The organism is Erysipelothrix sp. strain 2 (EsS2-6-Brazil) (assembly GCF_016617625.1).
Classification (GTDB): domain Bacteria; phylum Bacillota_I; class Bacilli_A; order Erysipelotrichales; family Erysipelotrichaceae; genus Erysipelothrix; species Erysipelothrix piscisicarius.
Genome location: NZ_SBAR01000003.1, coordinates 43,565 through 68,877 on the forward strand (window position 1 = coordinate 43,565; position 25,313 = coordinate 68,877).

The 25,313-nt window shown below is 38.1% G+C and carries 27 protein-coding genes; 3 read left to right on the forward strand and 24 right to left on the reverse strand.

Features of this window, described 5'->3' with window-relative positions; genetic code table 11:
* Positions 1-26 precede the first annotated feature (26 nt).
* The 15 genes from pflA to EPJ89_RS03040 form a co-directional block, all read right to left on the reverse strand.
* Entirely contained in the window at positions 27-770 is a 744-nt protein-coding gene (pflA, locus tag EPJ89_RS02970) for a pyruvate formate-lyase-activating protein (RefSeq protein ID WP_161636834.1), read from the reverse strand.
* Between the two features lie 177 nt (positions 771-947).
* The gene (locus tag EPJ89_RS02975; RefSeq protein WP_200548952.1) at positions 948-2,216 is read right to left on the reverse strand and encodes a UDP-N-acetylglucosamine 1-carboxyvinyltransferase; all 1,269 of its coding nucleotides are present in this window, start codon (positions 2,214-2,216) and stop codon (positions 948-950) included.
* A 134-nt stretch (positions 2,217-2,350) separates the two neighbouring features.
* The gene (locus EPJ89_RS02980; protein WP_161636836.1) at positions 2,351-3,247 is read right to left on the reverse strand and encodes a glycine betaine ABC transporter substrate-binding protein; all 897 of its coding nucleotides are present in this window, start codon (positions 3,245-3,247) and stop codon (positions 2,351-2,353) included.
* Positions 3,244-3,849, reverse strand: a complete 606-nt coding sequence (locus EPJ89_RS02985; RefSeq protein ID WP_200548953.1) for an ABC transporter permease — start codon at positions 3,847-3,849, stop codon at positions 3,244-3,246. Before EPJ89_RS02985 ends, EPJ89_RS02980 begins: the two co-directional genes overlap by 4 nt.
* Positions 3,839-4,480 (reverse strand): ABC transporter permease, encoded by a 642-nt coding sequence (locus EPJ89_RS02990; RefSeq protein WP_200548954.1) that lies wholly within the window; start codon positions 4,478-4,480, stop codon positions 3,839-3,841. Before EPJ89_RS02990 ends, EPJ89_RS02985 begins: the two co-directional genes overlap by 11 nt.
* Entirely contained in the window at positions 4,473-5,603 is a 1,131-nt protein-coding gene (locus tag EPJ89_RS02995; protein WP_161636838.1) for a betaine/proline/choline family ABC transporter ATP-binding protein, read from the reverse strand. Before EPJ89_RS02995 ends, EPJ89_RS02990 begins: the two co-directional genes overlap by 8 nt.
* Positions 5,604-5,995: 392 nt before the next feature.
* A complete protein-coding gene (locus EPJ89_RS03000; protein WP_125163947.1) occupies positions 5,996-6,748 on the reverse strand; it encodes a formate/nitrite transporter family protein in 753 nt (250 codons plus the stop codon).
* 198 nt (positions 6,749-6,946) lie between these two features.
* Positions 6,947-7,813 carry a class II fructose-1,6-bisphosphate aldolase gene (gene fba / locus EPJ89_RS03005; protein ID WP_125163946.1) on the reverse strand — a complete coding sequence of 289 codons (867 nt, stop codon included), beginning with the start codon at positions 7,811-7,813 and terminating at the stop codon, positions 6,947-6,949.
* A gap of 27 nt (positions 7,814-7,840) precedes the next feature.
* Complete coding sequence (locus EPJ89_RS03010; protein WP_161636839.1) at positions 7,841-9,463, reverse strand: CTP synthase; 1,623 nt, start codon at positions 9,461-9,463, stop codon at positions 7,841-7,843.
* Positions 9,464-9,570: 107 nt separating this feature from the next.
* Complete coding sequence (gene rpoE, locus EPJ89_RS03015) at positions 9,571-9,891, reverse strand: DNA-directed RNA polymerase subunit delta (protein WP_003774292.1); 321 nt, start codon at positions 9,889-9,891, stop codon at positions 9,571-9,573.
* A gap of 3 nt (positions 9,892-9,894) precedes the next feature.
* On the reverse strand, positions 9,895-10,296 hold the full coding sequence (locus EPJ89_RS03020; protein WP_161636840.1) for a DUF1934 family protein: 402 nt from the start codon (positions 10,294-10,296) through the stop codon (positions 9,895-9,897).
* A 97-nt stretch (positions 10,297-10,393) separates the two neighbouring features.
* The gene (locus tag EPJ89_RS03025; protein ID WP_200548955.1) at positions 10,394-11,614 is read right to left on the reverse strand and encodes an aminopeptidase P N-terminal domain-containing protein; all 1,221 of its coding nucleotides are present in this window, start codon (positions 11,612-11,614) and stop codon (positions 10,394-10,396) included.
* 2 nt (positions 11,615-11,616) lie between these two features.
* Complete coding sequence (locus EPJ89_RS03030; protein WP_200548956.1) at positions 11,617-12,849, reverse strand: HD domain-containing protein; 1,233 nt, start codon at positions 12,847-12,849, stop codon at positions 11,617-11,619.
* On the reverse strand, positions 12,827-14,272 hold the full coding sequence (gltX, locus tag EPJ89_RS03035; protein WP_200548957.1) for a glutamate--tRNA ligase: 1,446 nt from the start codon (positions 14,270-14,272) through the stop codon (positions 12,827-12,829). The genes EPJ89_RS03030 and gltX overlap by 23 nt, the downstream gene beginning before the upstream one ends.
* 94 nt (positions 14,273-14,366) lie before the next feature.
* Positions 14,367-15,545 carry an acetyl-CoA C-acetyltransferase gene (locus tag EPJ89_RS03040; RefSeq protein WP_161636843.1) on the reverse strand — a complete coding sequence of 393 codons (1,179 nt, stop codon included), beginning with the start codon at positions 15,543-15,545 and terminating at the stop codon, positions 14,367-14,369.
* A 260-nt stretch (positions 15,546-15,805) separates the two neighbouring features.
* Between EPJ89_RS03040 and EPJ89_RS03045 the strand changes: the two genes are divergently transcribed.
* Entirely contained in the window at positions 15,806-16,951 is a 1,146-nt protein-coding gene (locus EPJ89_RS03045; protein ID WP_200542862.1) for a hydroxymethylglutaryl-CoA synthase, read from the forward strand.
* A gap of 20 nt (positions 16,952-16,971) precedes the next feature.
* Here EPJ89_RS03045 and EPJ89_RS03050 read toward each other — a convergent pair whose 3' ends face one another.
* Both EPJ89_RS03050 and EPJ89_RS03055 read right to left on the reverse strand, forming a co-directional pair.
* Positions 16,972-17,328, reverse strand: a complete 357-nt coding sequence (locus EPJ89_RS03050; RefSeq protein WP_125163937.1) for an MmcQ/YjbR family DNA-binding protein — start codon at positions 17,326-17,328, stop codon at positions 16,972-16,974.
* Positions 17,309-17,704, reverse strand: a complete 396-nt coding sequence (locus tag EPJ89_RS03055; protein WP_161636845.1) for a VOC family protein — start codon at positions 17,702-17,704, stop codon at positions 17,309-17,311. Before EPJ89_RS03055 ends, EPJ89_RS03050 begins: the two co-directional genes overlap by 20 nt.
* A 63-nt stretch (positions 17,705-17,767) precedes the next feature.
* Here EPJ89_RS03055 and EPJ89_RS03060 point away from each other — a divergent pair, with 63 nt between their 5' ends.
* Positions 17,768-17,947, forward strand: coding sequence for a thermostable hemolysin delta-VPH (locus EPJ89_RS03060; RefSeq protein ID WP_125163935.1), 180 nt, complete (start codon positions 17,768-17,770; stop codon positions 17,945-17,947).
* Between the two features lie 30 nt (positions 17,948-17,977).
* On the opposite strand, the gene EPJ89_RS03065 is transcribed toward EPJ89_RS03060, so the two are convergent.
* The 5 genes from EPJ89_RS03065 to dtd all read right to left on the reverse strand — a co-directional run bounded on the left by EPJ89_RS03065 (position 17,978) and on the right by dtd (position 21,083).
* Positions 17,978-18,301 carry a cyclic-di-AMP receptor gene (locus tag EPJ89_RS03065; RefSeq protein ID WP_125163934.1) on the reverse strand — a complete coding sequence of 108 codons (324 nt, stop codon included), beginning with the start codon at positions 18,299-18,301 and terminating at the stop codon, positions 17,978-17,980.
* Between the two features lie 132 nt (positions 18,302-18,433).
* Complete coding sequence (gene ychF / locus EPJ89_RS03070; RefSeq protein WP_200548958.1) at positions 18,434-19,537, reverse strand: redox-regulated ATPase YchF; 1,104 nt, start codon at positions 19,535-19,537, stop codon at positions 18,434-18,436.
* Complete coding sequence (locus EPJ89_RS03075) at positions 19,538-19,741, reverse strand: DUF951 domain-containing protein (protein ID WP_003774276.1); 204 nt, start codon at positions 19,739-19,741, stop codon at positions 19,538-19,540.
* On the reverse strand, positions 19,734-20,588 hold the full coding sequence (locus tag EPJ89_RS03080) for a bifunctional 5,10-methylenetetrahydrofolate dehydrogenase/5,10-methenyltetrahydrofolate cyclohydrolase (RefSeq protein ID WP_200548960.1): 855 nt from the start codon (positions 20,586-20,588) through the stop codon (positions 19,734-19,736). Before EPJ89_RS03080 ends, EPJ89_RS03075 begins: the two co-directional genes overlap by 8 nt.
* Before the next feature lie 39 nt (positions 20,589-20,627).
* Complete coding sequence (gene dtd / locus EPJ89_RS03085; RefSeq protein WP_125163931.1) at positions 20,628-21,083, reverse strand: D-aminoacyl-tRNA deacylase; 456 nt, start codon at positions 21,081-21,083, stop codon at positions 20,628-20,630.
* A 56-nt stretch (positions 21,084-21,139) separates the two neighbouring features.
* Here dtd and EPJ89_RS03090 point away from each other — a divergent pair, with 56 nt between their 5' ends.
* Positions 21,140-22,399 carry a replication-associated recombination protein A gene (locus EPJ89_RS03090; RefSeq protein WP_161636848.1) on the forward strand — a complete coding sequence of 420 codons (1,260 nt, stop codon included), beginning with the start codon at positions 21,140-21,142 and terminating at the stop codon, positions 22,397-22,399.
* 19 nt (positions 22,400-22,418) lie between these two features.
* Here EPJ89_RS03090 and EPJ89_RS03095 read toward each other — a convergent pair whose 3' ends face one another.
* Both EPJ89_RS03095 and EPJ89_RS03100 read right to left on the reverse strand, forming a co-directional pair.
* Positions 22,419-23,399 (reverse strand): YhdH/YhfP family quinone oxidoreductase, encoded by a 981-nt coding sequence (locus EPJ89_RS03095; RefSeq protein ID WP_200542898.1) that lies wholly within the window; start codon positions 23,397-23,399, stop codon positions 22,419-22,421.
* 92 nt (positions 23,400-23,491) lie between these two features.
* On the reverse strand, positions 23,492-25,240 hold the full coding sequence (locus EPJ89_RS03100) for a DEAD/DEAH box helicase (RefSeq protein ID WP_244660797.1): 1,749 nt from the start codon (positions 25,238-25,240) through the stop codon (positions 23,492-23,494).
* Between the last annotated feature and the right edge of the window lie 73 nt (positions 25,241-25,313).

Here is a 25,313-nt window from a genome sequence, read left to right on the forward strand (position 1 = left end):
AGTTCCTAAAGGAACTGGTCATTTTTTTATAATTCTTTGCGAAGTGTTTCTACTTTTTCACGTAAATATGTTTGTAAGTCAGCACAAACATCACGATTCATGGGCGGAACACCTTCAAGTGGATATTCTTTATCGATGAGTTCGTACTTATTAACACCCATTGTATGATATGGGAGCAATTCAATGCGTTCAATATTATTGAGCGGTGCAATATATTCTGCAAGTTCATCCATATATTCGTAGGTATCATGGAATCCTGGCACAATAACAACACGAATCCATGTCGCAACACCATGTTCTTGTGCTTTCTCAAGGAATTGATGTGTAACCCGAATTGGAGCACTCGTCATTTCACGATATTTTTTTTCTTCCAATCCTTTGATATCGTAAAGAATTGTGTCTGTCACACTCAGAATATCATCAAACGTATCCGGACGTCCAAAACCTGAAGTATCCAAACATGTGCTAATGCCTTCGGCTTTACATGCTTTCATTGCTTCATATAAAAATTCAGGTTGGTTGAGCGGTTCCCCACCACAGAAGGTTACTCCTCCGTCTTCACCAAAATATGGCTTAAATCGGCGAAGCTTATCCATCAATTCATCAACGGTAATGGCATCTTCCGGATCAGTTTTCCACATATCAGGATTATGGCAAAATAAACAACGTAATGGGCATCCTGATAAGAATGCGATGGTACGAATTCCCGGTCCGTCCACCATTCCCATTGTTTCAAATTTACGAACATAACCGGTTCTAGAGTCTTTCATGGTCACATCTCCTTTTTAGTAATACAAGTGTATCATATATCTTAAAATGTACATGCTTAAGGCTCATCTTGTAAGCGTTTACTGAAATAACAATGTTCACAAATTCACGTATTTCACAAAAAAACGTTTGTACTTAGTATACAAACGTTTTGATTTCACAAAGATTAAGTTTTCGTATTACGCTTTATCTTCTCGCCAAATAACGCCACCTAAAGCCGTGAGTTTATTATCAATATCGTCGTAACCACGATCAATATGATAGATTTCACTAATCTCAGTGACACCTTCCGCGATCAATCCCGCAATCACAAGACATGCTCCGCATCGTAAATCCGTTGCTACTACCTTAGATCCATATAATTTCGATGGACCTTCGATTGATGCTTGCGCAGGAATCAATTGAATGTTTGCGCCCATGCGGTTTAATTCATTACAATGTTTAAATCGCTCAGCATAGATTGTTTCCTTAACCGTGGAATGGCCGTGCGTTTGTGTAAGCAGTGCCGTTAACGGTTGTTGGAGGTCTGTTGCGAAACCAGGATAAGTTTGTGTTGTAATATCAATTGCTTCTAGCGGTTTATCAGATTTTCGAATGCGAGCATAATCCACACCCACTTCAATATCAACACCCATCTCAATAAGTTTTGAAATCAAAGCATCTAAGTGCTGAGGAATGATATTTTCAATCGTCATATCATCCGCAGCCGCTGCTGCCATGATAATATAGGTTCCCGCTTCAATACGATCCGGAATCATCTCATGTGGCTTACCCGTCAAACGTTCTACACCTTCAATGGTAATCACGTTTGTACCTGCACCACGAATATTCGCACCCATCTTATTTAAAAAGTTTGCGACATCAATAATTTCAGGTTCTTTCGCAGCATTTTCAATGATTGTTTTACCTTCAGCTAAAACTGCTGCAAGCATAATATTGATTGTTGCCCCAACAGATTGAAAATCAAGATATATTTTCGCGCCAACAAGACGCTCCGCTGAGATTTCATAGAAACCATGCTTGTATTCAATGGAAGCACCCAGTGCTTCAAATCCTTTTAAGTGCAAATCAAAAGGACGCGGTCCGAGATAACACCCGCCCGGCATTTGCATTTTTACATATCGATATTTTCCTAAAAGTGCTCCCATAAAATAATATGATGCACGTAATTTTGTAACTGCTTCATGATCTAAATCCACGTTTTTCATACCTGTTGTATCAATTTGGAAATGATCAGGGGTTGGTGAGGATACATTTACATTAAGTTCTCTTAATAATACTGATAAAGATTCAACGTCCGAAATATTAGGAACGCCATAAATATTAACTTCACTATCAGATGCGAGAATGGCTGCAGGAATCAATGCCACTGTAGCATTTTTTGCTCCACTAATTCTTACCTTGCCGTTTAAACGATGTCCACCTTCAATTTTTATAACTTTTGCCATTCAAACAACTCCTTTTGTCCATTGATATTATAACCGATAATGAATAGAAAATATACCTATCCACCATCTCTCATTTGATATTCATAATCTAAGAATATCAAATGAGATCGGTACATAGGTATTAAATAAATTATTTAAGGTTTTTGAATTAAATTTTTTTGAATTAAAAAATCGCGCGCAACGGTTTCAGGGTTTTTAACTTCCACATCCACAAGATAGTTTAGATGTCGTGATTCGTCTGTCGTAATTGAATTTGAAAGTTTTTCCAATACCGCTTCAACCCCTGGAAAATCGTGTTCTAAGTCTGCTCGAACAAGAAAAGCGGATTGATAACGAGGAAAGAAATTCAGATCATCTTCAAGCATTGTGACAGGATAACGATTCACCATTCCATCCGCGCTTGTCACCAAAGTCACATCCATATTATCACTAACCAAGCCCGCAAGTTTTAAGCCAATATCAATTGAATTCGCTTCTTTAAAATCCATATCGTAAAACTTCGTTAAGGGCTTATAACGAACCGAGCCGTTATCATCAAAAAATGAATGCTCTGCCGCAAAGATTAGATCTTGAGCAAGCGGTTTAAGGTCTGAGATTGTTTTAATATTATAGGCCTGGGAAAGTTCATCCGTAATTGCAACAACATAAGAATTCTCAGATCCTAGTGGTTCGAGTAATTTTACGTTTGCATTTTCTTGAGCGAGATTGTTTGTGAAATCAAAGAGCGATTGACTTGATGGAATATCCTGAGGATCCTGTTTTAAAAATGTTGTAAGTACAGTGCCATCCCAACTTAATGTCATATCCATGGCACCACTTTTTATTTGATCAAAGGCTAAATTGTATGCCATCGATGGTTGGATATACACCGAGTAATCTGTATACGTTTCGATCATGATTTTTGCCATGTAGGTCGCAACATTCATCTCCGCAATATCCCCATCAATAATTACAAGATCACCCTCTTGACGGCTTCCACAACCACTTAGAGCGAGAAGCGCAACGACTAAGATGATTATTTTTTTTCTCATATCGATTTTCCTCCTTGCTTGGCGATCAGACGTTTTTCATACTGTCCCATCGCGGTATCAATCACAAGGGATATAACGACCAAGGCCAGCGTTCCATAACCCAATAGTTTCATATTTTGTGTACGGACACCGCGGTATAAAATGGAGCCCAATCCGCCACCACCCACAAGCGCACCAAATACCGCAACCCCTACCGATGTCACGACTGCAATACGCATTCCTGAAAATATAAATGGAAACGCTATGGGTAATTCAACTTTGAAAAGCCTTTGAATTTTCGTCATTCCCATCCCTTGGGCTGCTTCACGAATTCCCGGATCAACACTTTCCAATCCTGTAACAGTATTTAATACAACGGGGAGTAATGAATACAGCACCAAACCAATGATCACAGTTTTCTTTGTGGGCCCAAAAAAGGCCATCAAAATCCCCAACATCGCAAGTGTTGGAATTGTCTGTAGAATATCTACGATTAATAAAATCGGTTTCTTAAATTTTGGATAGATATACGCAATCATCCCAATCAGAAGACCTAAGATTAAGAGAAAAAAAGCAGATACTAAAACAAGAAATAGATGTTCTAAAACCATACTAACGGTCATGATGTGTACCTCCTGTTATAAGGCCTTTAGGCATAAATTTTGTTTGAAGATAATCTACAAAATATCCCATAAGAATTGCAAGGATAGCCGATGGAATCGCTCCAATTAAGATTGTTTCTTGAACATTGGTATCAATGCCTCGATAAATAAATACGCCCAGTCCACCTTGACCGATCATCGCCGCAAGGACTGCCCAACTTACGGTGTAAACTGTGGACATTCGAATACCTGCAAAGATTGAAGGCACCGCCATAGGCAATTCAACCTTTAAAAGTGACTGCCATTGGGTCATACCAATACCTCGTGCCGCTTCGACATAACTTGCATCCACATCTAAAATTCCTGCATAAGTGTTTTTTAAGACTGGAAAAATCGCATATGCCGTAAGGGCAATATAGATGGTCTTCGGACGCATCCCGGTGTATACAAAAAGCACCCCGATAAAAACAATTCCTGGAATGGTTTGAAATAATCCAATTATGGGCATCACATACTTAGAAATCGTTTTAAAACGGGATAGGATTGAGGCTAAAACGATTGCGATAAAGGATCCAAACGTAACTGCGACCACGACAAATTTAATATGTGTCATGATTGCTTTTAAAAGTTCGGGAAGCAATGCACTACTCATTACTATCACCACCCCAAACAACATTCGTTAGACTTCGTGCAATCGAACCCCGTGTAATAATCCCCATCACTTCACGATCATCGTTAATCACAATAACGTAATCGCGTTTATTTTCAGTAATTTCACCAATTGCTTGTTGGGCATCCTCATTTTGATTAAAAGCTGGCACACTTCGTTCAACAACTTCCGACACCCGTTGATAGGTATCGCGTTTTGAAATCATCTCATCAATCCAAGCAACCCCCAAATATCTCTTCGCTTCATCCACCACCACAACACTGTTTAAATCACGGGTACGCATTAACCCCAGACATTCAAGAATCGGTCTTCGCTCAAACACTTTAAAGACATTCGGTTTCATTAAGTCTCCACACGTCAAATCAAATGAAGACCCATTCTCGTGCATCTGTTTTCCCATAAACTGTTTAACTTGCTTGGTAGCAGGATGACGTAACATCTCTTCGGGTGTTGCTTTTTGAACAATTTTTCCACCTTCCATAAAGACAATTGTATCTGCCATTTTTATGGCTTCGTCCATGTCATGAGTAACGAAGACAATGGTAATACCTAATTTTTCTTGAATTGACTTCACTTCATCTTGCAAAGCATCACGCGTTACGGGATCTAATGCACCAAATGGTTCATCCATAAGAATCACGGGAGGGTTTGCGGCAAGTGCACGTAACACACCAATACGTTGCTGTTGTCCACCACTAAGTTCGGATGGATAACGACTGGCATACGTCTCATAAGGCATTCCAACAAGAGGCATTAACTCCCGTACCCGTTCATCAATACGTTGTTCATCCCACTTCAAAAGCCTTGGTACAATCGCAATATTATCTGCGAGAGTCATATTTGGAAAAAGGCCAATCTGTTGTATGACATAGCCAATATTTCGACGTAAATCAATGACATTCATGTCATCAATCTTTTGACCTTTAATATATATTTCACCACCATCATGTTTGATAATCCGATTCAACATCTTCAATGTTGTTGTCTTTCCACAACCTGATGGTCCGATAAGGCATACAAATTCGCCTTGATTTATTGTTAGATTTAAGTTTTCAATAACGACTTTGTCGTTATAAACCTTCTTAACATTTCTGTATTCGATCATATATTTTCCTCCTATTTTAATGCTGTCGCATAAAAAAAAATGTACGCGACATTTCCCTTAAAATTCATTCAGAATGTTGATTCAAGCACAACTTAATTAAGAGTCAATTATGATGTTTTTAATCATAATGATATAAATAGTATAACGCAAAATACACTTTGAAACAAATTACGCCTGTTTTCATTCCGTAATCAATTCAAGAAAACTTCAAAATAAGCTTCAATTTTTCAAGAATAGTTTGTACATAAATGACTTCCGATTTTTAAATAAAATGGACTGAAAGCTCAATACAGCGTCCCTATCCGTCCAAAACACATACATGGCATCTTTTATCCAAGATCATTGATATCCATACGAAACAGCGTAAAACAAGCACATACGCAAAAAAAGAATCACAGATTGTGATTCTTTGCATGAGATGCCTGAGTATAGAGATAGCCTACCAAAACTGCACCACCAATGATATTACCTGCATAGGAAAATAAAATATTTGATGCGAATTCAGAAAATTGAATCACACCATTTTGCATCCCTGCAGTTAATAAAAACATATTCGCAACACTATGTTGGAAACCAAGCAAAACAAAAACCATAACTGGAAACCAAATCCCCATAATCTTCCCAGCACCGTCTTTCATTGCGACATTAAGCCATACCGCTAGACCTACAAACCAATTACAACCAATTCCTGAGATTAAAGTTGCGAATGGGGAATACGATGCTTTACCCATTGCCAAACGATTTACCGTTTCACTGTAATGGCTCAGCTCTCCACGTCCTAAAACCAACGCCACAAACACAGCCCCTACCAAGTTCGCAAGTGTAATAACAACCCAATTCATCACGAGTTCTTTTAATGTAACTTTTTGATTTGCATAAGACGTTCCCACTACGGTCATATTACCTGTAATTAATTCTCCCCCGGCAAGCAAAATCACAATTAAACCAATCGGAAATACACTAGCACCCAAAACATTTCCAAATCCGCCATCTACAGTCGCTACGATTTTAATATAGGCAAGATACCCTAGCGAAATCATTGCTCCAGCAATAAATCCAAGAATCCATTGTTGCTTTAAGGTTTTATGTACCTTCACAACCCCTAAATCGGATACACGTTCAACCGTTTCATCTAATGAATACATAAGTCTCCTCCAAGTTCCAAATGTAATCTTACGTTGAGATGGCCGGCAATTCAAGGGTAGATCCACAAAGTTTGTGAATATTAACGCATCTTTAATTTAAATCGGTTTCAGTTTGGTCAACTTTGTTTATAACCGACATGATTGCACAAAAAAACCATCGACATCATACGATGCCAATGGTTTTATATATGTATCGAATTAAGCTTTGTTAGCTGAACCCATCATATCAATTTTTTCTTTAACTGTTGCACGGATTGCATCGGTACCTGGAGCTAAAAGTTTACGAGGGTCAAATCCTTTACCTTCTAAATCTTTACCTGATTCGATGTATTTACGTGTTGCTTCAGCAAATACTAATTGACATTCTGTGTTAACGTTAATTTTTGAAACACCTAATGCGATTGCTTTTTTGATTTGGTCTTCAGGAATTCCTGAACCACCGTGTAATACTAAAGGAATGCTTCCTGTAGCAGCTTTAATTGCTTCTAAAGTTTCAAAGCTTAAACCTGCCCAGTTTTCTGGGTATTTACCGTGAATGTTACCAATACCAGCTGCTAGGAAATCAATTCCTGTGTCAGCGATTGTTTTACATTCTGCAGGGTCTGCAAGTTCACCTGTACCGATGATTCCGTCTTCTTCTCCACCGATTGAACCTACTTCAGCTTCAACTGAAACACCTTTTGAATGTGCTAATTCAACGATTGCTTTTGTTTGTGCTAAGTTTTCTTCGAATGGTAAGTGTGATCCATCATACATTACTGATGTGAATCCTGCTTCGATGCATTCTTTAGCACCTTCAAAACTACCGTGGTCTAAGTGTAATGCTACTGGAACTGTAATATTTAGTTCTTCTAACATACCGTTTACCATACCAACGATTGTTTTGTAACCTGTCATATATTTACCAGCACCTTCTGATACTGCTAACAAGATTGGTGATTTCATTTCTTCTGCTTGAAGAAGAACTGCTTTTGTCCACTCTAAGTTATTAATGTTGATTGCTGGTACAGCGTAGTGTCCGTCACGTGCTGCTTCCAAAATGCCTTTAGCTGATACTAATGCCATAATAATAAATTCCTCCTATTTATATATCTATTCTACTCTTTTTTTCGCAAATTGCAAAGACGCATTCACAAATCCGTAGAATAATGGATGTGAACGGTTTGGTCTTGACTTAAACTCTGGATGATATTGACATGCCACGAAATAATCATGGTCTTTAAGCTCAATAATTTCCACGAGTTGACCATCAGGACTTAATCCACTGAAGCGTACTCCAGCCTTCTCAAATTGCTCACGATATTTATTATTAAATTCATAACGATGACGATGACGTTCAAAAATAACATCCTCATGATTGTAAAGATCATACACCTTACCCTCATGATCAAGTTGACATGGATAATTACCTAAACGTAATGTACCACCAAGATCTGTGTGTTGTAATTGGTCTTCCATAAGATCAATTACAGGATAATTCGTTTCCGGTACCAGTTCGGTTGAATGTGCACCTTCTAAATCGCATACATTACGACCAAACTCGATCATCGCTACTTGCATTCCTAAACAAATTCCAAAGTACGGAACATTATTTTCTCGTGCATATTGCGCGGCTAAAATTTTACCTTCTACACCACGTAACCCAAATCCTCCAGGTACAAGAATACCATCTAACCCCTTAAGTGTTTCTGTAACATTCTCGGCTGTAATCTCAGCTGAGTCAATCCATTCAACTTCAATTTCACTACTGCATGCATAACCCGCATGTAAGAGTGCTTCGCTCACAGATAAATAAGCATCATGAAGCTGAACGTACTTCCCAACAAGACCAATTTTAACTTTATGTTGTAGGTTTTTTGCACTGTCAATCATCGCAGACCATTCTGTCATGTCAGCTGCAGGTAAATCACCTAAACCAAATTTATGAAGAATATAATTATCAAGTCCTTGCGCTTGGAAAGAAAGTGGAAGTTCGTATAAGTTTTCCACATTGCGTGATTCAATAATTGCATTCTCATTCACATCACAGAAAAGCGCAATCTTATTCTTCATATCTTGTGTTAAAGGCTCATCACAACGTGTAACAATAATATTTGCTTTGATACCGTGTGACATGAGTTCTTTAAAACTATGTTGTGTTGGTTTTGTTTTGAATTCGTTACTTGCAGGAACCTTAGGAATGAGTGTTGTATGAACAAACACAACATCCTCAGTTTTATTTTCCGCATGGACTTGACGTACCGCTTCTAAAAATGGAAGTGATTCAATGTCCCCTACTGTACCACCAATTTCAGTGATAACAACATCCGCTCCCGATTCTTTTCCAGCATCATAGATTTTATTTTTAATTTCATCTGTGATATGTGGAATAACTTGAACTGTTGCACCTAAATATGCACCTTTTCGTTCCTTATTAATAACACTTGAGTAGACACGACCTGTAGTAATGCTGGCATTTCTCGTTAACTCTTCATCAATGAAGCGCTCATAGTGACCTAAGTCTAAGTCTGTTTCGGCACCATCTTTCGTTACGAAAACCTCACCATGTTGGTATGGTGACATTGTTCCTGGGTCTACGTTAATGTATGGATCAAACTTTTGCATGAACACTTTCATGCCACGATTTTTGAGCAATCGCCCTATCGATGAAGCGATAATTCCTTTACCAATTCCGGATACAACACCTCCGGTTACGAATATATACTTTGTTGCCATGTCTAATCTCCTTCTACTACAAAAATAAAAGCTCCCAATAAATTTGGAAGCTGCTGCCCTTTTATATTTTAGCAAACTTAATATATGAGTTCAACCAAAGACTTCAATTATTCTTCTTCAATGCTTGGAACAATCTCAAATTCTTCGAAATCTTCATCATAATCGTCATAAGTATCTAATAAATCAGGGTCGATTTGTAAACTTTCTAAAGTATGACGTTCGCGTAAATCCCATTTATTTCCTTCTAATGAGATAAATCGTGAATCCATCATCATTGCATTATAGAATGATGCCACTTTTCGTTTTGAAATTTCCTCAGAAAAATTCACTTCTTCAGCGACTTCTTTCCATAATTTACTAAATACAATTTCCTTACGTTTTCGTTTTAATTTTTCATATGCAATATCACTTAATGATTTTGATGACATAGTTTATACCTCCGGTTCCCACCTACATTCGAATTCAAGCGTATCAACGTGTGACCCAGCTTGCTTCAAATGATACCTCATATAAAGAAGACCACTTCTAATTTCTAATGTTTCTACTTCAACCTCGAACACGATAATTCCCTGTGCGCTTGAGACGAGCAACTCTGTTTGTTCGCCTTTACAGAAAACACCTTGTGTTAACCATTCCCCTTGCCGCTTAAATGATACTTCATCATTGGTGAAATCAAGAATAACATATGCATCTTCTTCGTCATACATTATGCGTTGATACGGTCCATAGTTTATGAGATCGGCTTGGGTATCGGTGTGATGAAAGGATTCATCACGAGACTTTTGCGTAATAGTGACTTTAGTTTTAATGGAGATCCCCCTTACGTATTTCACCTATGTATTATATGGCTTTGAACAACAATGTCAACATGTTTATTACATAAAGTAAAAAAGTGTGCTTCAATACACACACTTTCATTTTACATTCACATTACTTCACAAAATACGCTTCGATTTCACTTATTTCTCGCATGATTTGTGGGGCTAAATCTTCACATCCATTTTCCGTTACAAGTAGGTCTGTTTCAATGCGAATTCCAATACCTTCTTCAGCGATATAGAGGCCCGGTTCATTTGTAATAACATTACCCGGTACTAAGGGTTGGCCACGATCAATCCAAACATCATGTGTGTCCAAACCAAGTGAATGACCAATACTGTGATAGTAGTAACGCCCTACTTCCTCAACATTATCGATTAGTCCGAGTTTAATACATGATTGTCCTAATGTTTCTTTTGAGATTTCATTTAATTCCATAATTGAAATACCAGGTTTAACCGATTCATTAATGATGTGGAACGTATTCAAGACTTCTTGATAAACTTCTTTTTGGCGTGGTGTAAACGTTCCATTGATTGGGAACGTACGAGAAATATCGGCACCATAACCATTAACACGAATGCCTAAGTCAAGTAAAACAAGTTCGCCATCATTTAACGGTTGATTGTTTGAAATGTAATGAAGCACGGTCGCATTCTTACCACTTGCGCAAATTGTGTCAAACATTAAATCGCCGTGGGCCTTATTGCCTTCATATAAAAAGCGCGCAGCCATGTCATTTTCATTGGCACCTGGTTTCATTTCTTCTACCATTGCTTTGATTGCATAATCCGTTACATCAATCGCGTGACGAATGGCTTCCACTTCTTCAGGATGTTTAATTTGGCGACAACGTACAAGACATTCAAAAATATCCACAACATTTTCTTCGCCTACCGCATCCGCAAAGACAAGACCGGATGAATGTTCAACATCGCCAATGGTATCGTGATCCATATCAACTCCAATTGAGAGTCCTGAATCTAAAACTGATGTTACATACGCATCAAATTCATTAAAGTAACGGACATCTTCAATCCCCGAAATTGTTTGCGCTTCTTCTTTTGTCATAAAATATCCTACCCATTTTTCCATGTCTGGATTAATTTCACGTAAAAACAGGATTTCATGATTTGTTTCTTTTTCAAAAACAACAACCGCTTCCGGTTCTTCAATACCGGTTACATAATAAAAGTTTCGATTCGCTGAGAAAGGGTATTCCGCATCTGCTGAACGACGAACGCCGCATCCGCTGAATAAAAACGTAACTGTCTTTTCAGGCAATTCATTCATCACCTTTTCACGAATATTGATATAAGTTTGTTTTTTCATGATTATACCTCCTCAGGGTAGAAAATCTTTTCGTCCTGTTTCTTTTCACCCGTCGCGAATCCCCGAACGATTGAGGATGCGCTGGTTAATTCTACAAGTGTACCGTTTTTTAGGACAACCCATAACCCCTCTTCACCATTTTCAACATAAGGTGAATAAAGGATTTGCGATTGTTGATCACTAATAACATAGTAGCGATTATCAAAACCGGCATTTTGTACCCGTTCTTTAATCGCATCAACTTGTTGTGAAGACTCGAGATCTTCATATTTAAAGAGTTTACGATTTAAAAGACGTAACGCTAAGTCTTTTAGGATGGGATCTTTAGATTTCGTTAAGGACATAAATCCGGCATAGCAGGTCGATTCATCCAATTCAAAATGTTCTTGAGTACTAATTTCCCCACCCGAAACAAAGGGTTTGAAAAACGATATCTCATTCCCTAATGCTTTACCCTCATGAACCAAATCTTTCATTCGTTCAAAAATTGCGAAAAGAATCATCTCAAAACTTCGTGATGTTGGATGAAGGTAGACCTGCCAGTACATCTGATAGCGAGCCATAATATAGTCTTCAACCGCATGAATTCCACTCTCTTTTACCACAAGCTTATCATCAATTACAATAAGTGTTCTTAAAATACGAGATAAATCAAATTCACCATAACTAACACCCGTAAAGTATGAATCACGCAGGAGATAATCCATGCGATCTGCATCCAATTGACTTGAAATAATTTGTGTCAAGAGTTTGCGCGAATGACGGTGCGCGATAATATCTGCAACCAGTTGCGGCAACTCTGGATGCGCCTCAACAAGAATCTTATGAACCTGTGTGTCCTCTAGAATAATTCGATCCGTAAACTTTTCGTGATTAACCGATGTCACAGATTCGAAAGCATGAGAAAAAGGGCCATGACCCACATCATGAAGCAAACCGGCACATAATAATGCAATATGTTCCAAATCTGAAAGTGTATCCGACAATCCGTTCACATTTTCAATCATTAAGCGAACCACTTCGTATACTCCAACTGAATGAGAGAAACGCGAATGTTCTGCGCCATGATAAACTTGATTTGTTCCACCTAATTGATGGATGCGTCTTAGTCTTTGAAATTCTGGTGCGTTAATCAGATCCCAAATAACTTGATGATGTACATGAATGTATCCGTGCACAGGATCTCGTAAGACCTTGTGCTCGGAAGTTGGTTTAAATTTTATTGATGTATTCATTTAAACGTTTTTCAACAACGTCGCGACCTAAAAGATATAACGCACTCATTAAATCAGGTCCATGTGTTTGATGCGTTGCACTAACACGTAATCCCATAAATAACGGTTTTCCTTTAAGTCCAGATTCAGTTTTCGCAGCATTAAATGCTTCTTTCAGTGAATCCACATCCCATGATTCTGGTAAGTTATTCAAGAATGCTTGTGCAACCACAGGTGTTGTTTCCCACTCTAAAACTTCTTTTTCTGAATCGGTTAATTCTGGTTCAACAAAGTAGGGTTCGATTAATGAACCGATTTCTGCACCATATTGCAATTGTTCTTTAAAGAGAAGTAAACACTTTTTAATCCACGCTTCGTCTTTGTTTGTAAGATCGTGTGCTGCTTCCGCAAATGGTCTCACAAAGCTTAGCCATTCACCATCTTCTTTTTCTTTTAAGTATTGATGATTCATCCAAGTAAGTTTTGTAACATCAAACATGGATGGCGCTTTTGATAAACGATCCTCACTAAATTCTGCAATGAGTTCTTCATGTGTAAAGAGTTCTTTTTCTCCCTTTGGTGACCAACCAAGCAGTGCCATAAAGTTAAACATTGCTTCAGGAAGATACCCTTGATCTTTATATTGACTGATGTATTGCATAACTGAATTATCACGTTTGGATAACTTCTTACCGTTTTCATTAACGATTAAAGTCATATGTCCAAATAGCGGAATATCCCATCCAAACATTTCATATAACATCATTTGTTTTGGTGTATTTGAAATGTGCTCTTCACCACGGAATACATGGGAGATTTCCATCAAGTGATCATCAATAACAACCGCAAAGTTATAGGTAGGAATACCATTTGACTTCACAATAACCCAGTCACCGATATCTTTTGACTCAAATGAGATTTCACCACGAACCATATCATTAAAAGTATATGTCGCATCCGTTGGAACGCGCAACCTTACAGAGTAAGGACGTTGTTCTGTTTCATAACGTTGTTTGGTTTCATCATCAAGGTGAAGACACGTACGGCTGTAGCGTGTTGATTGGTGTCCTGCCGCAACTTGACGCTTATAATCTTCATCAAGTTCTTCCGTAGTACAGTAACACTTGTAAGCATCACCGCTCGCTAATAACTTTTCCACATATTCATTATAAATTTCTAAACGTTCCATTTGACGATATGGAGCATATTCTGGTTTTGGTTTGTCTGGAGATTCATCAGGTACAATCCCTAACCAGTTTAAGAAATAAAGTTGTGATTCCTCACCGCCCTCAACATTACGTTCAATGTCTGTATCCTCAATACGTAGGACAAAATCACCACCGTGATGTTTTGCCACTAAATAATCAAATAACGCTGTACGTGCGTTACCGATATGAAGAAATCCTGTTGGACTTGGTGCATATCTAACTCTAACTTTTTTCATTTTTAGTACCTCTTTCCAAATTCCATACTATTATAGCATGGTTATGTCAAGGATTAAATATTAAACAACCGCGATAATCCCTGCAAAAAAGAACCTACTTAGTAGGTTCTTCACGTTCAATCATCATTGCGACACCCATGCCGCCACCAATACATAACGATGCAATTCCTCGTTTTGTATTTGAATGAATTAATTCATAGATTAAAGTAACCATAATACGCGCGCCCGATGCACCAATTGGATGACCAATTGAAATCGCACCCCCATTAACATTCACTTTATCTAAATCTAAATTTAAGTCACGACAAACCGCTAAGGATTGTGAAGCAAATGCTTCGTTTAATTCAAAACGATCAACGGTATTTAAATCAGTATTTGTTTTCTCAACTAAAGATTTTACAGCATAGTAAGGTGCGTATCCCATGATTTCGGGTTCAATCCCAACTTCTGAGAAACCTTTAATTGTCGCAATTATCTCTAAATCCATCGCTTCAGCCTTTTCACGGCTCATTAAAATCAGTGCAGCAGCACCATCATTAACCCCGGATGCATTTCCAGCAGTAACCGTTCCGTCTAATTTAAAACTAGGTTTTAATCGTTGGAGTCCTTCCAGGGTTGAATTTGTTCGGATAAACTCATCCGTATCAATAAGTTCACGTCCGTTATTAACAGGAACAATTTCATCTTTAAACAGTCCCGCCTCAAGTGCACGCGTTGCACGCATTTGAGATTCTAATGCAAATGCATCTTGATCCTCACGCGATATATGAAACTGTTCAGCAACCGTTTCTGCTGTCACACCCATCAACTCATTGGTAAACGCATCAACAAAACCATCTTTTTGAATTGTATCTTCTGTCTCTAAGTTTTGAAATTTCGAACCAAAGCGACCATTTTTTATTATATGAGGCGCTTGTGACATATTCTCAAAACCACCCACAACTACAACATCCTTCTCACCAAGCATAATGGATTGCATTCCAAGATGAATTGACTTCATCCCCGATCCACACATCTCATTGATGGTCATGGCAGGTGTTGAATATGGAATTCCAGAAAACACCGATGCTTGTCGTGCAGGGTTTTGTCCCAATCCAGTTTGGATGACATTACCCATTACTACGTATTCAACATCTTCCGGCGAAATCTTTGCACGATGAATCGCTTCTTTAATTACTGCAGTTCCTAATTCTACCGCTGAAGTCTTCAAGAAGCTTCCCCCGAATTTACCTATCGCAGTGCGCGCAGCACTGACTATAACTACGTCTCGCAAAAAATCACTCCTTCTAAAATGTCGGCTAGACAATTATACCGTTTACAATTTATAAACACAACATTTTCCTTAACGCCTATCTCTATCTCGAACCCTAGTTTACCATTTGAGCGTAAAAAGCGCTCATTTTCACACAAGATACCATAAGTTTATGCCTAAAATACCCTACTTCGTGTGAATTATTCTTGAATTACACATAATTTTTGCTTATTAGCCAAGAGACTATTATAATGAAAGCATATTGAAAAAGGAGATATTCCATGGAAATTGGACTTGATAAAATAGGGTTTTATGCCCCATTAACGTATATTGATATGGCGGATCTCGCGCAAGCACGCGGGATTGATCCAAACAAATATATTCTCGGACTTGGACAAGATCTACAAGCTGTCTGTCCACTATCACAGGATACCGTTACTTTGGGGGCGAATGCCGCTTCAAAAATATTAGATGATGCGGATAAAGAGGCCATCGACCTTGTGATTCTCGCTACAGAATCCGGTATTGACCAATCAAAAGCAGGCGCAACCTCAATTCATACATTATTGGGGATTAACCCTTTTGCACGTTGTATTGAAATTAAACAAGCGTGCTATGGAGCAACTGCGGGTCTTCAACTTGCAAAAGGACATATCGCTTTAAATCCCAATAAAAAAGTTCTCGTAATCGCAAGTGACATTTCGCGATACGGCCTTAACACCGGAGGTGAAGCGACACAAGGTGTTGGATCAGTCGCAATGTTAGTCAGTGCACATCCAAAAATCATGACCCTTGAAGCAGATGCATCTTATTTTTCAGATGATATTTGGGATTTCTGGAGACCGAATTATAGTGATGTTGCTTTTGTAGATGGGAAGTACTCAAATGAGCAGTACCAACGTCTATTCACCACCGTATATGAAGATTATTTAAATAAAACAGATCAAAATCTTGAGGATTTCAAAGCAATCTGTTTCCATATTCCTTATACGAAACTTGGATTAAAAACACTCAAACTTATCGCAGATGAAGCAACACACCCTGCATTGTTTGAAAACTTTAAAACAAGTACACTATACAATCGTCAAGTGGGTAATATTTATACCGGTTCGCTCTACTTAAGTTTACTCAGTCTCCTAGAACAAGGATCCTTAAATGCTGGAGATCGTATTGGTTTATACAGTTATGGTTCTGGTGCCGTGGGCGAGTTCTTCTCCGGGATCTTACAACCTAATTACAAAAAACACTTGTGCATGACACATCAAGATGACCTTGATCAGCGTACAAAGTTATCAATTCCTGATTATGAAAAACAATTTGAAGCACGGTTGGTTACAGATGGCAGTCATCAATTGCTTGAAGGTGATGCTTCGAAATATTCACTCGAGTCAATTTTCGAACACCGACGTTATTACAAAACAAAATAAAAAGTTCCTTGCGGAACTTTTTATTTTATCTCACTTTGTATTTTCTTAGTTAGACTCTTAAAGATAAGTTCATACGACTCGTTAATAAGTGTTTCAATGAGTGGTTCATCCACATCCTTATCCATACGAATTGAAATCCAATGAACTTTATTCATATAGTAACCTTCAGTGATGACTCCTGGATACATTTCACGATAGCGTGCCCCTTCACTGGGTTCCGCTTTCACCGTTACAATTGAATTTCCCTCTTTATTGGTTCCCATCATCATATACATTTTCCCACCTACAAGAGCGCGTTCCGCATTCCACTCATCTTTAAAGTCATACACCGTTCCTTTATTTTGAAGGCATACGTCTTTAATTTTTTCCGGTTTCATAGGAACCTCCGGCAAAGGTAATGACGACACCATCAGGATCTGTTAACGCAAATTCCCATATATCATAAAATGTTTTATGGAGTGTCTTTATTAAATTTGGATGTGTTTTGAGCCGTTTGTATTCCGCCTCTACATCATCGACTTTAATAAAAAGTGTTAAAGAAGGATTAATCGAATCTGTATGAAGTGTTGGATATTCTTCAATCAATGTATTTTTTTCTTCAAGCATTAATGTTGTTTCGCCGCGACCAAGAATCGCGAAGATCGGGACTGAATCCCTATCCACTTGATCATAAACATTCATCTCTAAAACGGTTTGGTAAAACAAAATACTTTCGTTCACATTTGTAACCATTAGATTTGGTGTCAGTTTCATCGTATTACCGCCTTTATATTTTCATGTAAATCGTATAGAATAGGGGTGAAAGCAGGGAAAATCATGGCTTATTTTAATTATCATGCGAAAGCAAAACAACTTATCGCCGATGGGCATCTCACTCATTTTGAAATTGTGGATAACTGGAATGGCATTAAGCCTGCGCTGGTCCTCTATTTTGATAATAATCGGCCCATGCCCATTCGGGAATATCGCTGGCCAGAATATTTTGAATTAATTTAAAAAAGAAAGAACGAGATCGTTCTTTCTTTTTTAAAGTTTATGGAATTGCTCTACATCCATGACGAACACGGTTGCGCCACCAACTTGAACTTCCACAGGGAATGATGCGTAACGTCCGATATCATATGAGGCTGTAGATGGTACAACTTCCGTACGTTTACTACATTCATTACCAATGATTTCCAAACATCCTTCGACGCGATCATCATCAACACCAATAATAAGTGTTGTATTTCCTGCTCGTAAGAATCCACCTGTTGTAGCGAGACGTGTAACTTGATAGTTTTCTTTATTCAAAGCATTTGAAACTACAGTACTGTCATCATTTGAAACAATAGCTAATACTAATTTCATAAGATTCCCTCCTCTTACCTTTGTTTCATTATACCATAAAATAAATCCATGGTTCTTTTTTTATTTACATAAAACCCCCTCCACAAATCACGGAACTAGGTCAGTTCCCACCTTTGTAAGGGGGTCTTTTTATTAATTATTAAATCTAAAGTGTACGATGTCGCCATCTTTCATGACGTAATCTTTTCCTTCAGAGCGCATTTTTCCTGCTTCTTTAATTGCTTGTTCACTTCCAAACGCTTCCAAATCTTCCACATTATACGTTTCGGATCGGATAAATCCTTTTTCAAAGTCTGTATGAATCACCCCAGCACATTGTGGTGCCTTCATGCCATTCACAAAAGTCCATGCACGAATTTCTTGTGGACCCGCAGTAAAGAAAGTGCGTAAGTTTAAGATTTCATAGCTATTACGAACTAATACATCCAATCCACTTTCTTGAACCCCTAAATCGGCCAAGAATGCTGCTTTTTCATCATCTTCAAGACTTGATAAATCTTCTTCAACTTTTGCACATACAGGAATCACACGACATGATCGCGCTTCTGCATACGCTTTAACCTTTTGGTACATTTCGTTACTTTCAATATCCATAAGACTGTCTTCATCGATATTCGCTACATAAATAACAGGTTTAATGGTTAGGAAATGCAACGTACGAGCAAGTTTTTCATCATCTTCTGACAAATTGAGATCGCTTAATGGACGGTTATTTTCAAGCGTTTCCTTTGCACGATCTAATAACTTCATTTCTGCCATTGCTTCTTTATCATTCGATTTTGCTTTACGTCCTACACGTGAAATTCGGTTCTCTACACTTTGTAAATCCGCAAGCATGAGTTCAATTTCAATAATTTCAATATCAGAGATTGGATCACCAACAACACCATGCTCATGCACAATATCTGAATTCGCAAAACAACGTACAACATGCACGATGGCATCCACTTCACGAATGTTTGATAGGAATTGGTTCCCTAAACCTTCACCTTTTGATGCACCCTTTACAAGTCCTGCAATATCCGTAAACTCAAACGTTGTGGGAATAATCTTCTTAGACTCAATAAATTTTTGAATTGTGTCGAGTCGTGGATCGTTTACCTTTACAACACCTACGTTTGGTGCAATCGTCGCAAATGGATAGTTTGCTGCTTCAACCTGTGATTTCGTGATTGCGTTAAATAATGTGGATTTACCCACGTTTGGTAATCCAACAATTCCTGCTGTTAATGCCATCTATAATTCCTCGTTTCTTTCAATTACTTTCTTTAATTTTTTTTCAAAATCTTGACGTGTGAGCATAATAACAGACCCACATCCTTCGCACTTAATTTTTATATCTGCACCCATTCGTGTAATTTTAAAGTACTGTGATTTCTTACATGGGTGATCTTTTTTCATTTGTACAATATCACCTAAACCATATGTTTTATCAATCATGCTGACACTCCTTAAGTTTATATGCAATCATTGTATTTTCAAGTAAGCTCGCAATGGTCATCGGTCCAACACCTTTCGGAACTGGCGTCGCATACGATGCAATTTCATAAGCCTGACGCTCTACATCCCCTCTTAAATTTCCATCAATACGATGAATTCCTACATCAATGAGTACGTGCTGATTTGAAATCCAAGATGCGGGAATCGCTTCCGGTTTTCCCATTGCAACCACAATTATATCATTAGAACGAATGAGTTCCTCTAAGTTTTTTGTTTTTGAATGTGCCAAGGTAACGGTCGCATTCTTTTGCGTTAACAGTGTTGCGACAGGTTTCCCCACAAGGCGACTTCTGCCAATCACCAATGCTCGCTTCCCTTCAATTTCCACATTATACCAATCTAATAAGCGAATAATCCCTTTCGGCGTACAGGATACAAATCGTGGACGATTTAATTCTAAATAGCCTACATTAAGGGGGTGTAATCCATCGACATCCTTAAGCGGATCAATTGCTTCAATAATAACATTTTCATCAATATGCTTCGGTAACGGTAACTGAACCAAAATCCCATCAATATTATCATCTTGGTTTAAGGTCTTAATAATCTCAAGCAGTGCTTCTTGAGATGTATCCGCCTCACACGAAATCGCCTGTGAAGAAAATCCTACAGACTTACATTGTTTTACTTTAGAATTCACATACGTTTGTGAAGCGGGATCATTTCCCACGATTACAACGGTTAGTGAAGGTACACGTTTCCCTTGTTCAATAAGCACTTCTGTTTCTGCTTTTAACGAAGCACGAATTGCTTTTGAAACAGCCAATCCATCAAGTATTGTTGTCATGTTATCATCTCCAATTAACGTCTTTAATAATACCACACCTTAAATTACCTTACCATCTTTAATATTGAGCATAATCGTAATGGGGCCATCATTATCCAAAATTACATTCATATGGGTTTGGAAAATACCCGTTTCAACTTTGAGACCATGATTTCTTAACCCCGTGTTGAATGCCTCAAACATCGTATTTGCTTGAGTTGGCTCCATTGCATTACTAAAGCTTGGACGATTCCCTTTACGACAATCTGCTGCTAATGTAAATTGAGAAATTGACAAAATAGCCCCCCCTACATCTTGAATACTGAGATTAATTTTTCCTTCTGCATCATCAAAAAGTCGAATAGACGCAATTTTATCAACGGCTTTCTTAATATCAGCATCGCTATCACCTGTTTCCATCCCAACAAGTAACATATATCCTTGTTTAATTTCACCCACGATTGCTTGATCTACAACAACTTTTGCTTCTTTTACTTTTTGTATCACGATTTTCATGAAATCACCTCATCTCTATTCTACCGTAAACATGTTACAATATATAGGGTGATTTTATGAACAAACCATTAGCATTCCGAGTACGTCCTGAAACGATTGATGATATCATCGGACAAGAACATCTACTTGGGGAAAATCAAATTTTACGTAATGTCGTGGAAAGCGGTAATCTTCATTCCATGATTTTCTTCGGACCTCCCGGTACGGGAAAAACAACGACTGCGATGGCCATCGCTAATTCGTTAAAACGACCGTATCGACTTTTTAATGCTGTTACGGATAATAAAAAGAAACTGGATGCACTCTTTCTTGAAGCAGAAATGAGCAGCGGTCTTGTCGTGATTATTGACGAGGTTCATCGTTTAAATAAAGATAAACAAGATATTCTTTTACCTCATGTGGAAAGTGGTCTGATCACGATGATTGGTGCAACAACAGCCAATCCTTATTTTTCAATAAATCCAGCGATTCGATCTCGCGTACATCTATTTGAATTTAAACCCCTATCTTATAATAATATTGTATCCATATTAAAGCGTGCAGCTTCAGTATTTGAAAACAATCAAATTATTCAAGAAGATGTTTTAGAATCAATTGCTTCAAGTTGTAATGGTGATGCACGATACGCACTCAATGCCCTTGATTTACTGGCACAATCGACACGCGATGATGTTATTACCGAAAAACATCTTGAAAAACTGAGTCTCTCCGTTAATATTTCAATGGATAAAGATAGCGACAATCACTATGATGCCCTGAGTGCATTCCAAAAATCAATCCGTGGAAGTGATGTCCAAGCCGCTCTATACTATCTTGCGAAATTAATTCATGTGGGGGATATGGATTCGATCGAACGTCGGCTTATTGCCATAGCTTATGAAGATATCGGACTTGCAAATCCCGCATTATGTGCACGTGTTGTCACCGCCATCGATGCCGCAAAACGAATTGGATTTCCTGAGGCTAAGCTTCCGTTAAGTGTTGTCGTTATTGAATGTGCCCTTTCACCTAAATCTAAAGCGGGGGAACACGGTATTGATGCAGCCTTAAAAACCGTTCGTGAAACAGCACATCAAGTACCTCAATATCTACGTCTAAATGCTGTGGGTGTTGATGATCAGGATATGTACGATTATGAGCGTAGTGATTTGTGGCATAAAATCCAATATTTACCCGACGAACTTAAAGATGAGGAGTTTTATCGTCCTCAAAACCTAAATTCTGCGGAAAAAACATACGCTTCTAATTACGAACAACTCAAAAAAGTTCAGCGTACCAATAAATTAAGAAAACTCAAAGAAAAAAAGAAACCGTAGATATCTACGGTTTCTTTTTTTATAATTTCACGATTGTACGTCCCATCATTTTTCCTTCAAGAATATCTTCAAGTGCTTGAGGAACATCTTCTAAGGTTATCTCACGATCACAAAGCGCATGAATATTACGCGGTTTATAATCAGTCGCAATCAGTCCCCATAAGACATCTTTTAGATTATTATTGACTGAGTCAATCCCAATGACTTGAATACCGCGTAAGATAAAGGGAAATACAGTCGTTTCAAATTTTGCACCGGCAGTATTACCACTTAACAAATAAACACCTTCATAATTCAGATGTGGTAGCAAATACGAACTGTACTTTCCACCAATTGGGTCAATGACTGCGGTCCACATCATCTTTCCAAGGGGTTTTAGAGGTTCTTCCGTTAATTCATCGGGATGCATTACTTCTTTTACATTCATATTTTTAAAATAATCTTGAGCAGTATCCTTCTTGCGACTTACCGCTGTTACCGGATAACCGAGACGGTCTAAAATTGCGCAAGCCACTGAACCAACACCACCACTTGCTCCTAAAACCAATACAGGTTCGCGCTTCATTGGATTTGTCTGTTGCATCATACGATAAACTGAAAGGGCAGCAGTATACCCTGCTGTTCCGATAATTGCAGCCGTTTTTAAACTGAGTGATTCAGGAAGTAAGGTCACCTCTGACGCAGGGACCGAAGCATATTCCGCAAACCCTCCAGTTCGATATTTTAGAATATCATGGCTTGTGACAATGACCTCATCACCAATATGAAATTTCTCAACATTTGATTCCACGACGGTTCCTGTAAAATCAATACCCACAACCGTAGGATATTCACCTACAACGCGTGTTTTGGGTCTCATCGCAAGGCCATCTTTATAATTAACACTGGCGTAAGAGACCTTAATTAAAACATCATGATTTAGATCATCCGTATTGAGTATTTTTATTTCCGGTATGACATTATCGTGATTGGTATTTAAAACGAGCGCTTTATATTCCATAAGACCTCCTAAAAGTGTTGCTATTGATATAATAGCATAAATATGGCCATTTTCGAATTTCGCACAAAAAAAGATGGGTAAACCCATCTCTTTTATCCTTTGTTGTTACGACGACTTTGATCGTTTGAACGTCTTCCGCCATCACGACGTCCACCATCACGGCGACCTCCGTCACGACGTCCACCATCACGGCGACGATCATTTCCACCGCCACGACGTGAGTCACGTCCTCCGCGTCCGCTACGTCCACCACGTGGTGTTGGTTGTGCAAATTCATCAACCATTGTAACGTTCACGTCTTTATTATTAATTTTTGTTTCCGATAATTTATTAATAATATCTTGTGCAAATTCACGGGGAACTTCCACTGTACTTTCATTATCATCAATTTTAATACGTCCAATATCTTTTCCGCGAATTCCACTTGCAGTTGCGATTGCACTTACAAGGTGAGCTGCAGAGATACCATCACGATCTCCAACGGATAGTCCAATACGTGATATTTCACCTTTATTCTTAACATCTTTTTGTTTTGAAACTTTGATTGCTTCTAAGTTTGATTCACTAATCATCTTATTAATGAAAGCAACAATAATTTCTTCTTGTGTGAAGTTCTCTTTACGAAGACCTTCATAAGCGATATTAAAGAGTTTTCCTTGTTCATGATCATTCCATTTACGGATTTCACGAGCAAGTTGATCTACCATTAAGTCATTTAATTGTTCTTTAGTTGGTAGTGGTGTTTCAACGATTGTTGAATTTGATAAACGTTCGATTTGCTTAATTGCATAACGTTGTCTACGTGATACTAAAGTGATCGCAAGACCTTCTTTACCAGCACGACCTGTACGTCCAATACGGTGTACATAATATTCTAATTCTTGAGGTATATCGTAGTTTATCACTACATCCATACTGTCAACATCGATTCCACGTGCCGCAACATCGGTTGCAATTAACACAGAAACCATACCTTTTTTAAAACGGCCCATTACCATTGAACGCATTTCTTGTTTCATGTCACCATGTAACCCTAAAGCAGGGAATCCCGCTTTGTTTAATTGCGTTGTAAGTTCATCAACCATTTTTTTGGTATTACAGAATATCATTGTTCCACTTGTTTTATGCAATTGTAATAATTGAATTGTTAAATCAACTTTATCTCTTGATTCAACAGTGTAATAGATTTGTTTAATACGAGAAACAGTTAGATTGTTACGAGATAGTGTGATTCTTTCTGGTTCAACCAAAAATTTCTCGCTTAATTTAACGATTTCCTTAGGCATTGTTGCTGAGAAGAATGCGAATTGGCGTTCTTCAGGAAGGAATGAAAAGATTTCTTCAATATCCTCAATAAATCCCATATTTAGCATTTCATCAGCTTCATCCAAGACAATATGACGGCAATCATCTAAACGGATTGTCTTACGTCGAATATGATCCATTAAACGACCTGGTGTCGCAACTACAATGTCTGCTCCACGTTTAAGGTCTCTAATTTGTTTATCAATAGGGCTACCTCCGTATACACATGCGATGTTAACGCCTTGTTTATACTTCGAGAAACTTCTCATTTCTTCAGCCACTTGCATACATAACTCACGTGTAGGACATAGGATTAACGAATTTGTTCGTTTCTTATCTCCAGGTTGAGTCAAACTTAGCATTGGTAACCCAAACGCCGCAGTTTTACCTGTACCTGTTTGAGATTGAGCTAATAAGTCATGATTACCAAGCAACATTGGAATTGCTTGTGATTGTATATCTGTTGGCTCTTCGTAACCTTTTTCGATTACGGCTCTTACGATTTCTTCTTCTAATTCTAGTTCTTTAAATGTCATTAATTTTCCTACTTCTTTCAACACACCGTGATAGTATACCATTATCATCAACAAAAGTCATGGATTTACATCG